This is a genomic window from Marinirhabdus gelatinilytica, from assembly GCF_003353425.1.
Classification (GTDB): domain Bacteria; phylum Bacteroidota; class Bacteroidia; order Flavobacteriales; family Flavobacteriaceae; genus Marinirhabdus; species Marinirhabdus gelatinilytica.
On record NZ_QRAO01000001.1, the window covers coordinates 260749 to 274485 of the forward strand.

Sequence of the window (13737 nt, forward strand, 5' to 3'; positions counted from 1 at the left end):
AAACGCCCGCTATTCTTTAACAACCAATTGTACCGTGCCACGGCTTTCCTGTTTCAATAAAAGCTCCTTGTCCTTGACCAGTGCCTTGATTTGTTTTGGCTGGGCATGCCGTATGGTGTAGAGTGTCACGTTTTCGTTCCACCGTACCTTAAAGGTGCTGCGCAGTTTATTCAGCAAAGGTTCTAAGGTATCGTATTTATTGTCCACACAAACCGAAAAACTGATCGCAGAATTCTGGATGAGCTCTACCTTCATCTTAAATTCGTGCAACCATTTAAAAACGTTACCAATATGGTCTTCCATCATAAAATTAAAATCCAACGAGGACAGTGAAATAAGCACTTGGTTTCGTTTTAAAATGAAACAGGACACCATAGGCTCCAGGGTAACGCCCTTCCCTACACAAGTACCCTCATCCAACGGATTGAGAAACGATTTTACAAAAAGTGGTATTTCCTTTCGCTGGAGCGGTTGCAACGTTTTGGGGTGAATTACCGAGGCCCCGTAGAAAGCCAACTCTATGGCCTCACGATATGAAATCTGGTTTAAAAGTGTTGTCTTGCTGAAATATCTCGGGTCCGCATTGAGCACCCCAGGAACATCCTTCCAGATAATAACACCGTCCGCATTTAAGCAATAGGCAAAAATGGCCGCTGTGTAGTCGCTCCCCTCACGCCCAAGGGTTGTAGTAAAGTTATTGTTTCCCTCCGCACCCAAAAAACCTTGTGTAACGGTGATTCCCTGTTTTGAAACTTTGTTTGAAATATTCTGTTGTGTAACCTCCCAATCTACCTTCGCGTCCCGGTATTTGTTATCGGTAATAATACAATTACGCACATCCAGCCAGGTATTTGCAATACCAACGTGGTTTAAATATGCTGAAACAATAGAGGTTGAAATAAGCTCGCCAAAACACACTACTTGATCGTACACAAAAGCATGGTTTGTAGATTTGTTCTGCTGAAGGAACTGGCCTAATTCGGTAACCAATTCTTGCAATCTAGAGAAGATAGGGTGTGATGCATTGTTGAACAACTCTTTCAGGATAGGTAGGTGATAGTCCAGTAAGAGTTGTTGCGATTCTCTATAAGAACCAGGCTCCTTAAAATATCTGGTCACCACGCCTTCTAGGGCATTTGTCATTTTACCCATAGCCGATACTACCACTACTAGATCCTCTTCTTCTGTCTTTTGTAAAACAGTAGCCACGTTTTTTACACCCTGGGCATCCTTTACCGATGCACCACCAAATTTAAATACCTTCAAGAGTTATATTTTTTGAGTTCTTGTTCGTTCATTTCAACCAGCCACCAATCTTTATGAAAAATGGCTTTGTGTTTTTCATACATAGCAATAGCTCCCTTGTTCCAGTCCAACACAATCCACTCGGCTCTTCGTACGCCTTGCGCTCTTGCATAGCCCATCACTTTTTTGAACAGTTCACTACCTATTCCGTTACCACGATACGCCTTATTAACCACCAAATCTTCTAGGTGTACTGTTCTTCCTTTCCAAGTAGAAAACCTAAAATATACCAGTGCCATCCCAACAATATTGTTTTCAACCTCAGCTACAAAACAAGTAAAAAGATTGTTCTCAAAACCTTCTCGTTCCAGTTCTGCAACGGTAACTTCAACTGCATTGGGTTCATTTTCAAAAGCTGCAAGTTCCTTGATAAGCTCCAAAACCTGGGGCATATCCTGTTTTTCGGCTTTACGTATTGCAGTGTTCATTTGTTGGTTTTAGAGTGCAAATATCGGTTGTATTTCTTAAAATTCCCGATATTTGTGGCAAATCTAAGCATCACGGGCACTCATGGGAAAACAAAACAAAACCTTAGGCGAATTTATAATTGAAAATCAAGAAGAGTTCAAGTATTCTTCTGGTGAGCTTTCAAGATTGATCAATTCGATTCGGCTGGCCGCAAAGGTGGTGAACCACGAAGTGAACAAAGCAGGCCTGGTAGATATTTTGGGTGCCGCCGGTGAAACTAACATCCAAGGAGAGGATCAGCAAAAACTGGATGTATATGCAAATGAGGCCTTTATAAAAACACTTACCAATAGAGAAATTGTGTGCGGTATTGCAAGTGAGGAGGAAGACGATTTTATTACCATTACAGGTCGAAACCAAAAAAACGACAACAAATATGTAGTGCTCATAGACCCGTTGGACGGTTCTTCGAACATTGATGTAAACGTATCGGTAGGGACCATTTTTTCAATATACAGGAGAGTTACACCCACAGGGACTCCCGTTACTTTGGAAGACTTTCTGCAGCCCGGGAAAAATCAGGTAGCGGCAGGCTATATTGTATATGGCACCTCTACCATGATTGTGTATTCCACAGGGCATGGGGTAAATGGTTTTACGCTAAACCCAGCAATTGGCACCTATTATCTTTCGCATCCCAATATGGAACAACCTGAAGATGGTAACATCTACTCAGTCAATGAAGGCAATTATGTGCATTTCCCACAGGGGGTGAAAAACTACATTAAATACTGCCAAAAAGAAGAAGACAATAGACCCTATACAGCACGCTATATTGGTTCTTTGGTTTCCGATTTCCATAGAAACCTAATAAAAGGGGGCATTTACATTTACCCGAGCACTTCCAAGGATCCTGAAGGAAAGCTCCGCCTTTTATACGAGTGCAACCCCATTGCCTATCTTGCCGAACAAGCCGGTGGGAGCGCCAGTAACGGATTTGAACGAATCTTGGACATACAGCCCACAAAATTACACCAACGCGTTCCTTTTTTCTGCGGAAGTAAAAATATGGTATCCAAGGCCGAAGAATTCATGAAAAATTCATGACCTCCAAGTTTATGGGGAGCCTAAGTGTTTTTTTCTTACATTTAACATAATAAATTAAACCAAATGGCAAAGAAAAATACTCCTACAGAAAACAACAATCCTCTAGACTCAAACTCAAAGATCGAGGCTATTAAAAACCTCATTTTTGGAGAGAACATCCAAGAAATCGACAGTGAGTTCAATACCCTAAAAAAAGCGGTAGACGAGCAAAAGGCCCAACTTGAAAATTATATAGACGAGGTTCGTAACGAGCTTATGCAATCCATAGACTCGCTTAGCACAGACGTTAACATACGCATTACAGATGTTGAAGATGCAATGACCGCCAAAACTGAAGCGCTGGCAGAGAGCAAGGTAGACCGCAAACAACTGGGACAGCTCCTTATCTCCCTTGGGGAAAAGATTAGCAATTAAAAAATCTTACACAATATGGTAAAGGAAGAGGACAAGCTGCAAATGCTACGTGACATCCTGTTGGTGGACGACAGGCAGGTAGCCAATGCCGTGAACCAGCGCCTCGATGTAATTACCCAAACCATTGAAGAACGTGCAAAACTGTCTGAAAAAGTAGACCCAATTATTCAGGAAAAGCTAGATGAATTTGTTGCCGAAATCCCCGTTACCCTAGGTCCCACAATTACAAAAACACTTAAAAAGGAAATTGCAAACTCACAGGATGCCGTGGTGGAGGCCCTCTATCCCATTATGGGAAAGATGATAAAACGGTATGTGCAAAACGAAATAAAAGTGCTTTCCGAAACCATCAACAAAAAGGTGAACAATACCTTCTCGCTCATTAGTCTAAAGAGAAAGATGCGGGCACGTTTTACAGGTGTAAAGGAAAGCGACCTCATCCTTGCGGAAGCAAATCCCCCAGCAATAAACGAAGTCTTCTTGATACAAAAAGGCTCCGGTATTCTGTTGGGCAACCATAGCACTACCGAGACGGTGGACAAGGATATGATCTCTGGGATGCTCACTGCCATTAAGAGTTTTGTCGAGGATGCTTTTACCGGGGGTAACCAAAACCTCGAGAATATTGAGTACGAACTTTATACAATACACATTCAAAATTTTTATAATTTCTATATCGCCGTGGTGGTTTCAGGAAATTATACCCGCTCTTTCGAGAGCCAATTGGAAAACAAATTATTTAAACTTTCAAAAAAACTCTCCCCTAGCGTTTCACATCTCTCAAGAGAAGAAACCGATTCTTTTTTGGAAAAATTCTTCAAAAAATGAAAATTTCAAAAAAAATAGTGCTGCTGGGGCAGTTTGGAGTAGGAAAGAGCTCACTTTTACGTAGGTTCTTGGAAAATGTATTTGAGACAGATTACAAGCCCACGCTAGGCGTGCAGATAAAGAAAAAAATGCTGGATTTACCAAGCGGTGACAAACTATCTATGATAATTTGGGATCTAGAAGGGTTTATGGCCATAGCAAAGGCAAGAGCATCCTATTTATTGGGATCAGAAGGTTTTATATATGTATTTGATGTAACTAGACCTATCACGTACGAAAACCTTGAACAAGAACTAGATTTCATAGCACTTAAATATAACAATGTAGCATTACAGGTTATTGGAAACAAGTGCGATCTTGAAAATCATGACATAGCAAAAAACCATCTTGAAAAAAAAGGAATAATGGTACACAGTTATGTTAGTGCCAAAACAGGGGAGGGTGTCCAAGAAGTATTTACAGACCTAGCCAAAAAACTATCGAAATGAGCAACCAAAAGTCATTTTTCTCGAAGAAAATCCAAGAAATCCACGCAAAACCCGAAGGAGAGATTCTAGAGAGCAGTAATACCATATTTAAATTAAATACGGCAGAAAACCTCTATGAGCTACACCCCTTTTTCGAGAGTTTGCAAACCGAGCTGCAAAACCAAGAAGTATTTGGCACAAATCTAGCATTCCCGTGCGTACATTTAAACATTAATGGGAAAGAGGCAATCTGCGATATTACCATAAAAAAAGAGCCAGAATTTCTTGCCATATTACTGTTTGACTACTCCCAACATTATGAGCATTTACACGAAGCGGCCCAAGAAAAGAAGTCTGCCATATTACAAGAGCAAGAACACAACCTGAGAAGAAAACACCTTGAAGAAAAAGAGGCCTATTTAGGTTTCATGAAAGAACGAATAGACGATAAAATAATAGGAGGGCTAGAATACATAATCTTAAAATTAGGAAAACTAAAAACTAGCGAGCCTACTCCAGAACAACTACAAATGATTGAGGAAATAGAAAAAAGTGTAGGGAAATTCCATTTAAAAGCTATACAGATAAGGGAAGAATTGGATTTCGATTTTGATTCTTAAGACAGTTTGTCTTCAATAAAGATTTTTTTAGCAGATCAATCTCTAACTTATGGCGCCTATTTCTTTTATATTTGTGGCCAATTTACTGAAGAATGTCTCAATCTAGAAAAATAGCACTCGTTGGTCACTTTGGCGTTGGCAAGACTAGTCTTGTACGCCAATTTGTGGAAAGTGCTTTTAGTGAGGATTATTTGGTAACGGTTGGTGTGCACATCAAGAAAAAAACAATAACCATAAATGCCCAGGAAATACAGTTGTTGCTTTGGGATTTAGAAGGTAATACTTCTTTGAACAAAGCACGAAAGAGTTATCTGTTGGGGACACACGGTTTTATATACGTATTTGATGTTTCGCGCCCAGAAACCTATGAAAACCTAGAGGATGAAATGGAATTCCTGTCCCAAAACTTTCCTGATGCACCTGTATGCCTCATAGGGAACAAGGCCGATCTATTTACCAAAAATTTCAACAAAGATTTTTTTAAAGGCGAACTTTTTAAGGAATGCTTTTTTACGAGTGCCAAAACTGGTGACGGGGTTGATAATGCATTCGAGAGTCTTGCCGTAGAAACGCTACTAAAATGAGCAGCGCAACACAACTTAAAGAAGAGTTCCTTCACACTAGGATACAGCAAATAGAAATAAGCGATCATGGCGAGGTTATTGCCAGCGATGATGTTCTGTTCAGCATTTCCGCAACGAAGAATATTTCAGAATTCCACCCCTTTTTTGAAACCCTCGTAAGTTTGATCCCCTCCATCTCTGGGACCCTCACCTATCCCTGTGTAAATATTTACGCAGAAGGTTCTAGCAAGATTCTCGATATTACCATAGTACAAAGAGAAAGTTCCGTTTACATTTTATTGTTCGATTTTACCGAGCATTACCAGTATGCCCACCCCTTGGTGCAGGAAAAAAACGAAACCGCCATCGCTAAGAACAAATTGGCTTTCGAGAAGAGATTGTTGCAGGCAAAGGAACAGTTTAAAAATAATTTTTTGGCAAATCTCAATCACGAGATACGCAACCCCTTGAACAACTTATTGGGCTTTATGGAGCTGCTCAAAAAAACCAAACTCTCCTACGACCAGAACGAAACGCTTAAGGTCATGCAGCGAACAGGGCAACAAATTAAACTGCTCATGGACGATATGCTGGACATCTCTAAAATTGAACGCGGTGCGATAAGGATACAAAGCGTACCCTTTAACCTAGGGCACATAGTTAAAAACCTCCAGCAACATTACAAACTGAAAATTGGCAAAAACAACGTAGCGTTCGAAACCGTTGTAGAAGAGGATGTACCCAAAAAACTAATTGGAGACCCTGTACGGTTAAATCAAATACTTTTCAACCTACTCGAGAACGCCTACAGGAATACCGAAAGCGGTACTATTACTCTCAAAATAGTGCTAAAGGAAAAGATAAAGGAGTCTTTTGTGCTTCATTTTTTTGTCTCAAATACCGGTAAAGAGATTCCAACAGAAGAAATAGATCGTATATTCGATTCGTATTACCAATTTAAAGAAAATACCATTAGTCCAATTGGTGAAGGCTTAGGGCTCAAGATCGTAAAGGAACTTGTTGTGCTGCAAGAAGGAAACGTCTCGGTAAACAGCAATGCAAACGGCACCACCTTTAGTTGCGAACTGCCCTTTAAGAAAAGAGTTAAAAAAACTAAGAGAAGCACGGTCCCCAAAGGTTCTGGCGTGCTGTTGAGCAAACGTATTTTGGTGGTTGAAGACGAGGAAACCAGCCAAATGCTTTTTATGCGCACCTTTCTTAACAACGACAAGGGATATATTCTAGAAATTGCTAAAAACAGCTCACAAGCTTTCAAGTTACTTGAAAAGAAAAATTACAGTCTGGTCATTATTAAAAACGCAATGCCAGATAGTTCTAGTGTGGATTTTATAAAAGAATTAAAAAGCAACAAAGATCTTCGGGGCATTCCCATTTTAGTTGCAAGTGGCAGCACACTATTACAGGAGCAAGAAGAAATTCTAAAAGCAGGTGCTAATGCCTTTTTGCCAAAGCCCTATACGCAAAAAGAGCTTTTCGACAGTATCGAAAAGCTCTCCACATAACACTTAAAATATAAATTACTTTTTATTCAAAAGGTAACGGTAATCTTCTAGGTCCAAGCCGCCACTATAAATCTCAACAGATCTTTTTATGAGCTTCTGGGCCAGCTCGGTAGTATACCCCAGGCCAATGGCATAACGCTCAATTAAAAATCTTTCGTGGTCGTCTATCTCGTGGTCTGCAAAGATCATCTCGAACAAATCGTGCATACGCTCCAGTCTTCTGTCCGCATCATTAGGAGGGTTGATTGGATAATTCCCTGGGTTTTTAAGTACCTTTTCGTACTCATCCTCATTAATATCAAGCTTTTTCGCAAAACGGCGCAACAACTTTTCCTCTTCGGCATTAAGCTCCCCATCTATCGAAGCTATGTTCGCAATGGATGCAAAGTGGCCAAGGTTTCTTTTGTGTTCCCCACTCTCAAATAAATCTGTAAATGACATAGTTCTAATTTAGACTACAAATATAATCCAAGTGGTAAAAATTTCCGAAGAAAGAACAAGAATCTTTTTTCTGCAAACTGTAAATGCTACCCTTTAAACTTTTCTTAATTCTGAAATTTTAAGCGTTCAATCCTGTAATTTTAAAAGTATTTTCCTAAAACCTGGATTGAACCTTTAACCTTGCACCCTACAATGCCCAAAATACCACTACTTCAATTTAACACCAAAGGTCTGTACTGCAAGCAAGCAAATGTGTATATAGATGCTTGGAAGCCCGTAGATAGGTGCATCGTTACCCATGGCCATGCAGACCATAGCCGTTGGGGACACAAACAATACATTACCCACCACAATAACGTACCTATTATAAGGCACCGTTTGGGCGATATTGAAGTTAGTGGAAAGCAGTGGGATGAAACCTTCAACATAAACGGTGTTACCTTTAGTCTGCATCCTGCCGGGCATATTGTAGCATCAAGCCAAGTTCGTGTGGAGTATAAGGGTGAAGTCTGGGTATTTACGGGCGATTTTAAAACCGAAAACGACGGTATTGCAGAGCCATTTGAGCTTGTAAAATGCCACACATTCATTACCGAATGTACCTTTGGCCTCCCAGCCTTTAAATGGATACCACAGGCTGAAGTTTTCCATGACATCAACAACTGGTGGGCTACCAACCAAACTGAGAACAAAACCTCAGTTCTCTTTGGTTACAGTCTAGGAAAAGCACAACGTTTACTAAAACACCTCGACACCAACATTGGAAAAATATACACTCACGGAGCCATTGAAAACATGACCAATGTGCTACGGGAAAACTACAATTTTCCTGAAACCATACGAATTACCCGAGAGACCAAAAAAGAGGAACTACTGGGTAATATTGTGTTAGCCCCACCCAGTGCCCACGGGGGTACGTGGATACGGAAAATGGTGCCCTATGTTACCGCGAGCGCCAGTGGTTGGATGACTTTTCGCGGTGCGAGGAGGCGCAGGGCCATAGATCGTGGGTTTGTTTTGAGCGACCATGCAGACTGGGATGGATTATTGCACACCATAAAGGAAACGGGCTGTGAAAAAGTAATTGCTACCCATGGTTATACCGAAATTTTTGCAAGATACCTCCGTGAAGAGATGGGCCTAGATGCACGTACCGAAAAAACCCAATACGAAGGAGAACAAGGTGAGTTGGAAACCAAAAAAGATGAAGAAAAAGAATGAAGGAATTTGCTGCGCTCATAAAAACCCTGGACAGTACCAATAAAACCAACCTAAAAGTTGCTGCACTTGCCGAATATTTTAACCAAGCAAGTGATGACGATAAACTCTGGACCATCGCCATCCTTTCGCACAGGAGGCCCAAACGTCCGGTAAATACAACGCTGTTACGGCTATGGGCTACAGAAATTAGCGGAATCCCGTCATGGTTATTTGAGGAAAGCTACCACATTGTGGGCGATTTGGCCGAGACCATTGCGCTTATTCTCCCAAAGACCGAAAACACCCTTACAGCCGCCCTCGAGGGGGAAGTAAGAAGTGTGTCCCAGTCTGTAACCCAATTAAATACCCAAAACGAAAAAAGTTTATCAACTTACATCCAAGAAATCATCACACTCCGCACACTAGCTGAAGAAGAGAAAAAAAACTATCTCCAAGAAAACTGGCTGGCAATGAGCTATTTTGAACGGTTTGTTTTCAATAAGATAATTACGGGTGGTTTCAGGATTGGGGTGAGCCAAAAATTGATGACACGCGCACTCTCCAAATCCACGGGGATTGACGAGGATATTCTTGCTTACAAGCTAATGGGCGATTGGACACCCGAGAAAACCACCTACCAAAAATTGATTCTTGAAGAAAACCCCGAGGACTACCTCAGCAAGCCCTATCCATTCTACTTGGCCTATGCCGTGGAAGATAATTTTAAGGAAGAACTGGGAGACATTGGCAATTGGAGCTTTGAGCATAAATGGGATGGTATTCGTAGTCAGGTGATCATTCGTAATGATGACGTGTTTGTGTGGTCCCGGGGTGAGGAATTGGTGACTGATAAATATCCTGAGTTTCAACGGTTTCTTTCAAAAATCCCCAACGGGACGGTGTTGGACGGTGAGATCTTACCTTTCGGAAATAATGAAATAGGAAACTTCAACGACCTGCAAACCCGCATCGGGCGCAAAAACCTTACAAAAAAATTATTGGAGAAAACACCCGTGATCCTCAACGCTTACGACTTATTGGAATGGGAAGGAAAGGACATACGCAAACGTCCTTTTTCAGAAAGAAGAAAAATTTTGGATACTCTTATTTCGGAATGCGATTGTGATGAAATTGGCTTGTATCTAAGCGCTACCATGGAATTCCAAAACTGGGAAGCAGCCGCCAAAGAACGCAAGATGGCACGTGAAAAGAGAAGTGAGGGCTTAATGATAAAGCGTAAAGACTCTCCCTATCTCGTAGGCAGAAAAAAAGGCGATTGGTGGAAATGGAAAACCGACCCTTTTACCATAGATGGCGTACTCACCTATGCAATGCGCGGACACGGAAGGAGAGCCAATTTATATACCGATTATACCTTTGGCCTTTGGGATAAGGGTGAATTGGTGACTTTTGCCAAAGCCTATTCTGGATTGACCGATGCCGAATTTAGACAAGTAGACGCTTGGATTAAAAAGAATACCTTAGAAAGGTTCGGTCCAGTGCGCAGTGTAACCCCGCACCACGTTTTTGAAATCGCTTTTGAAGGTATTGCAGAGAGTAGCCGGCATAAAAGCGGAGTGGCCACACGGTTTCCACGGATTTTAAGGTGGCGCAAGGACAAACCTATCGAAGAAGCCAACACACTGGATGATCTAAGGGCGTTGATTCCTAAATAATGAACCAAAAGGAGCTACAACATATCGCAGAAGATTGGTTCAATAATCAAAATTGGAAGCCTTTCCCTTTTCAAAAAAAGACCTGGAAGGCTTTTCTCTCGGGTAAGCATGGTTTACTGAACGCCCCTACCGGAAGTGGAAAGACCTATGCCCTTTGGATACCTATCGTACTACAATACATTAAGGATAATCCACAATACAAGACCAAAAAGGAGAAAGGCCTAAAAGCGGTATGGATTACACCTCTCCGTGCACTTTCAGTCGAAATTCAACAAGCCGCACAACGTTTTGCAGACGATCTGGGAACAGGGATGACCGTAGGAATACGAACGGGCGACACCCCCCAAAGCGAGCGGGCCAAGCAAAAACGAAATATGCCGGACCTGCTCATTACCACTCCCGAGAGTTTAATGTTATTGCTGGCCAGCAAAGGCTATGACAAAATCTTCGGTAAACTTACAGCTGTTGTAGTGGACGAGTGGCACGAACTCTTGGGAAGCAAGCGCGGCGTACAAATGGAATTGGGTCTCTCACGATTAAAGACTATTTCGCCACAGTTGCGGGTTTGGGGGATCTCGGCAACCATTGGTAATTTGGACCAAGCACAAGATGTGTTGTTGGGAATGAGCGAGCAATTGCGCAAAAACGCAGTGCTGGTGAAAGCAAGGCTGAATAAAAAAATAATCGTAAAATCAATAATCCCAAAAAAGATGGAAACCTTTCCATGGAGAGGACATTTGGGATTACACTTGCTGGATGATATTATACCAATTATAAAAAGTAGTAGAACAACGCTCATCTTTACAAATACCCGAAGCCAATGTGAAATTTGGTTTCAGAAAATACTGGAAAAATATCCTGAGTTTGCCGGTGAGATTGCGATGCACCATGGAAGTATCAATAAAGAAACTCGTTTATGGGTAGAGCAAGCAATTCGGAATGAAAGCCTGACGGCGGTTGTGGCTACTTCCAGTTTGGATTTGGGAGTAGATTTTGCACCTGTTGAGACCATCATACAGATTGGGGGACCAAAGGGGATTGCCAAATTTATGCAGCGTGCTGGGCGCAGCAACCATAGACCGGGAGAGGCTTCAGTAATTCACTTCTTACCCACGCATGCGGTGGAATTGATCGAGGCCTCAGCATTAAAAAAAGCTGTGAAAGGCGATGTGATGGAAGACCGAATCCCGTACCTGCTAAGTTTTGATGTGTTGATTCAATATCTCGTTACATTGGCGGTAAGCGATGGCTTCTATCCCAAAGAGATTTTCCCCGAAATCAAAAACACCTTTTGCTTTCAAGGAATAACCGAAGCACAATGGCATTGGTGCCTCAATTTTATCACATTGGGAAGCCAGAGCCTACAAGCGTATGATGAGTACAAACGTGTTTTGGTAAACGAAGATGGTAGGTTTTACGTGGACAGCCGCCAAACTGCTATGATGCACCGTCTCTCTATTGGGACCATCGTGAGCGATGCGATGGTTCAGGTAAAATATGTTTCGGGTGGGTTTATTGGTACAATCGAAGAATTTTTCATAGGCAAGATGAAACCTGGCGATGTGTTTGTATTTGCAGGACGAACCTTGGAATTGGTACGCGTGCGCAATATGGTAGCTCAAGTACGAAGAAGCTCTAAAAAAACCCGAAACGTAGTTAGCTTTATGGGAGGTAGGATGGCTCTCTCCTCACAGATGTCCGAAATTTTACGAAACGAATAGCAGAGCAGCTCCGATTACAAACGAAAAACCCCCGAACTAAAAGCACTCTCCCACATTTTTGAACGACAGGAAAAGGAAAGTATCGTCCCGGCAAAACACGAATTTTTAATTGAGACCTTTAAGACCCGTGAAGGCTATCACCACCTATTCTATCCGTTTGAGGGACGTTTTGTACATATGGCAATGGGCGGACTTTTGGCCTACCGTATAAGCCTGCTTTCGCCCATAACCTTTTCGCTTGCCTATAACGATTATGGGTTTGAACTGTTGAGCGACCAGCCTTTGGACATCCAAAATGTGCTGGACAACAATTTATTTTCAACTGAGTATCTTTTTGACGATCTTCAAAAAAGTTTGAACAGCACCGAACTCGCCAGAAGAAAATTTCGGGATATTGCCGTGATAAGCGGGATGGTATTTACGGGCTACCCAAGCAAGCAAATAAAGACCAAACACTTGCAGAGCAACTCGCAACTGCTTTTTGACGTGTTCCGAGACTACGAGCCTGACAATTTACTTTACCAGCAAGCCTTTCGTGAGACTTTCGAGCATGAAATGGAAGAGGGCCGTTTGCGAATGGCACTGGAGCGTATCGCCACCCAAGAAGTGGTTTGGAAACAATGCGAAGAAGCAACCCCCTTTAGCTTCCCTATTATCACAGATAGGTTGCGGGAAAAATTATCTTCAGAAAAATTAAAGGATAGAATCAAGAAAATGACGTTGAGACTGATGAAATAGCTTGTTATCTTTGTAGGGTGACCCAGCAAATTTCAGTAAAAAAACAATTCTTCACCCTCCACCCCAGCGGGGCACTATTTTGGGAAGCACAGTCTATGCTCCTTATTGCCGATGTACACCTAGGAAAAGTGACCCATTTTAGGAAACACGGTGCCGCTATTCCAGCACACGTAGCCTATGGGAATCTAGAAAAATTAACACGGGTGACCAATCATTTCAACCCAGAGACCGTTTGTTTTTTGGGCGATCTTTTTCACAGTAAGCTCAATACCGAGTGGGAAGATTTTGCAAAATGGGTGGAGTACGTTCCGGCAAAAGTGATATTGATTTCGGGAAATCACGATATCATTCCGCAGTATTTGTTTGAAGATCTGGGCGTTCAGGTTTTTGACGAATTAAAAATCGGCACATTTTTATTAACCCATCACCCAACTGAAACAGAAGGATGCTTCAATTTTTGTGGCCACATCCACCCAGGTGTAAAACTGAAGGGGGTTGGAAGGTATTTTCTCAAACTACCCTGCTTCTTTAAATCCAAAGATCAACTCATTCTCCCTGCTTTTGGAAATTTTACTGGAAAATACATTTTGAACCCTTCTAAAAATGATGCCATATACGCTATTGCCGATGGCGAAGTGGTGGAAATCTCAGCAACATAATGTAAAATATTTTACATCCTCTACATACTTTATGCAATAAAACCATGTTGTTTAAATCAAGTCCTAA

13 protein-coding genes and 1 pseudogene are annotated in these 13737 nt (G+C 41.7%); 11 read left to right on the top strand and 3 right to left on the bottom strand.

Annotated features, from left to right (window positions below):
- Window positions 1–9: 9 nt before the first annotated feature.
- Together C8D94_RS01120 and C8D94_RS01125 are read right to left on the bottom strand one after the other, a co-directional pair.
- A complete protein-coding gene (locus C8D94_RS01120; RefSeq protein ID WP_115122070.1) occupies window positions 10–1266 on the bottom strand; it encodes an aspartate kinase in 1257 nt (418 codons plus the stop codon).
- Entirely contained in the window at window positions 1263–1733 is a 471-nt protein-coding gene (locus tag C8D94_RS01125) for a GNAT family N-acetyltransferase (protein WP_115122071.1), read from the bottom strand. The genes C8D94_RS01120 and C8D94_RS01125 overlap by 4 nt, the downstream gene beginning before the upstream one ends.
- 82 nt (window positions 1734–1815) lie before the next feature.
- Here C8D94_RS01125 and fbp point away from each other — a divergent pair, with 82 nt between their 5' ends.
- The 7 genes from fbp to C8D94_RS01160 all read left to right on the top strand — a co-directional run bounded on the left by fbp (window position 1816) and on the right by C8D94_RS01160 (window position 7235).
- Window positions 1816–2820 carry a class 1 fructose-bisphosphatase gene (fbp, locus tag C8D94_RS01130; RefSeq protein ID WP_115122072.1) on the top strand — a complete coding sequence of 335 codons (1005 nt, stop codon included), beginning with the start codon at window positions 1816–1818 and terminating at the stop codon, window positions 2818–2820.
- Between the two features lie 63 nt (window positions 2821–2883).
- Window positions 2884–3234 carry a fructose 1,6-bisphosphatase gene (locus C8D94_RS01135; protein ID WP_115122073.1) on the top strand — a complete coding sequence of 117 codons (351 nt, stop codon included), beginning with the start codon at window positions 2884–2886 and terminating at the stop codon, window positions 3232–3234.
- A gap of 15 nt (window positions 3235–3249) precedes the next feature.
- The gene (locus tag C8D94_RS01140) at window positions 3250–4062 is read left to right on the top strand and encodes a cell envelope biogenesis protein OmpA (RefSeq protein WP_115122074.1); all 813 of its coding nucleotides are present in this window, start codon (window positions 3250–3252) and stop codon (window positions 4060–4062) included.
- Window positions 4059–4550, top strand: a complete 492-nt coding sequence (locus tag C8D94_RS01145) for a Rab family GTPase (protein ID WP_115122075.1) — start codon at window positions 4059–4061, stop codon at window positions 4548–4550. The genes C8D94_RS01140 and C8D94_RS01145 overlap by 4 nt, the downstream gene beginning before the upstream one ends.
- Window positions 4547–5149: a hypothetical protein gene (locus tag C8D94_RS01150; protein WP_115122076.1), complete on the top strand. Its 603-nt coding sequence runs from the start codon at window positions 4547–4549 to the stop codon at window positions 5147–5149. The genes C8D94_RS01145 and C8D94_RS01150 overlap by 4 nt, the downstream gene beginning before the upstream one ends.
- Window positions 5150–5241: 92 nt before the next feature.
- Complete coding sequence (locus C8D94_RS01155; RefSeq protein WP_115122077.1) at window positions 5242–5733, top strand: Rab family GTPase; 492 nt, start codon at window positions 5242–5244, stop codon at window positions 5731–5733.
- The gene (locus tag C8D94_RS01160) at window positions 5730–7235 is read left to right on the top strand and encodes an ATP-binding response regulator (RefSeq protein ID WP_115122078.1); all 1506 of its coding nucleotides are present in this window, start codon (window positions 5730–5732) and stop codon (window positions 7233–7235) included. Before C8D94_RS01155 ends, C8D94_RS01160 begins: the two co-directional genes overlap by 4 nt.
- 15 nt (window positions 7236–7250) lie before the next feature.
- Here the strand turns inward: C8D94_RS01160 and C8D94_RS01165 are convergent, their stop codons facing one another.
- The gene (locus C8D94_RS01165; RefSeq protein WP_115122079.1) at window positions 7251–7676 is read right to left on the bottom strand and encodes a TerB family tellurite resistance protein; all 426 of its coding nucleotides are present in this window, start codon (window positions 7674–7676) and stop codon (window positions 7251–7253) included.
- Window positions 7677–7868: 192 nt separating this feature from the next.
- Between C8D94_RS01165 and C8D94_RS01170 the strand changes: the two genes are divergently transcribed.
- From C8D94_RS01170 to pdeM, 4 genes and pseudogenes are all read left to right on the top strand, one after another.
- Entirely contained in the window at window positions 7869–8897 is a 1029-nt protein-coding gene (locus C8D94_RS01170; RefSeq protein WP_115122080.1) for a ligase-associated DNA damage response exonuclease, read from the top strand.
- Window positions 8894–10552, top strand: coding sequence for an ATP-dependent DNA ligase (locus tag C8D94_RS01175; RefSeq protein WP_115122081.1), 1659 nt, complete (start codon window positions 8894–8896; stop codon window positions 10550–10552). Before C8D94_RS01170 ends, C8D94_RS01175 begins: the two co-directional genes overlap by 4 nt.
- A pseudogene (locus C8D94_RS01180) lies at window positions 10552–13011 on the top strand (ligase-associated DNA damage response DEXH box helicase). The gene C8D94_RS01175 and the pseudogene C8D94_RS01180 overlap by 1 nt, the downstream one beginning before the upstream one ends.
- Before the next feature lie 17 nt (window positions 13012–13028).
- The gene (gene pdeM / locus C8D94_RS01185; protein WP_115122082.1) at window positions 13029–13670 is read left to right on the top strand and encodes a ligase-associated DNA damage response endonuclease PdeM; all 642 of its coding nucleotides are present in this window, start codon (window positions 13029–13031) and stop codon (window positions 13668–13670) included.
- The last annotated feature ends 67 nt before the right edge of the window (window positions 13671–13737 follow it).

What these genes read in the sequence shown, in the direction of transcription:
- C8D94_RS01125 (WP_115122071.1), bottom strand. Translation starts at nt 1,733, where the DNA reads ATGAACACTGCAATACGTAAAGCCGAAAAACAGGATATGCCCCAGGTT.
- fbp (WP_115122072.1), top strand. Translation starts at nt 1,816, where the DNA reads ATGGGAAAACAAAACAAAACCTTAGGCGAATTTATAATTGAAAATCAA.
- C8D94_RS01135 (WP_115122073.1), top strand. Translation starts at nt 2,884, where the DNA reads ATGGCAAAGAAAAATACTCCTACAGAAAACAACAATCCTCTAGACTCA.
- C8D94_RS01140 (WP_115122074.1), top strand. Translation starts at nt 3,250, where the DNA reads ATGGTAAAGGAAGAGGACAAGCTGCAAATGCTACGTGACATCCTGTTG.
- C8D94_RS01145 (WP_115122075.1), top strand. Translation starts at nt 4,059, where the DNA reads ATGAAAATTTCAAAAAAAATAGTGCTGCTGGGGCAGTTTGGAGTAGGA.
- C8D94_RS01150 (WP_115122076.1), top strand. Translation starts at nt 4,547, where the DNA reads ATGAGCAACCAAAAGTCATTTTTCTCGAAGAAAATCCAAGAAATCCAC.
- C8D94_RS01155 (WP_115122077.1), top strand. Translation starts at nt 5,242, where the DNA reads ATGTCTCAATCTAGAAAAATAGCACTCGTTGGTCACTTTGGCGTTGGC.
- C8D94_RS01160 (WP_115122078.1), top strand. Translation starts at nt 5,730, where the DNA reads ATGAGCAGCGCAACACAACTTAAAGAAGAGTTCCTTCACACTAGGATA.
- C8D94_RS01165 (WP_115122079.1), bottom strand. Translation starts at nt 7,676, where the DNA reads ATGTCATTTACAGATTTATTTGAGAGTGGGGAACACAAAAGAAACCTT.
- C8D94_RS01170 (WP_115122080.1), top strand. Translation starts at nt 7,869, where the DNA reads ATGCCCAAAATACCACTACTTCAATTTAACACCAAAGGTCTGTACTGC.
- C8D94_RS01175 (WP_115122081.1), top strand. Translation starts at nt 8,894, where the DNA reads ATGAAGGAATTTGCTGCGCTCATAAAAACCCTGGACAGTACCAATAAA.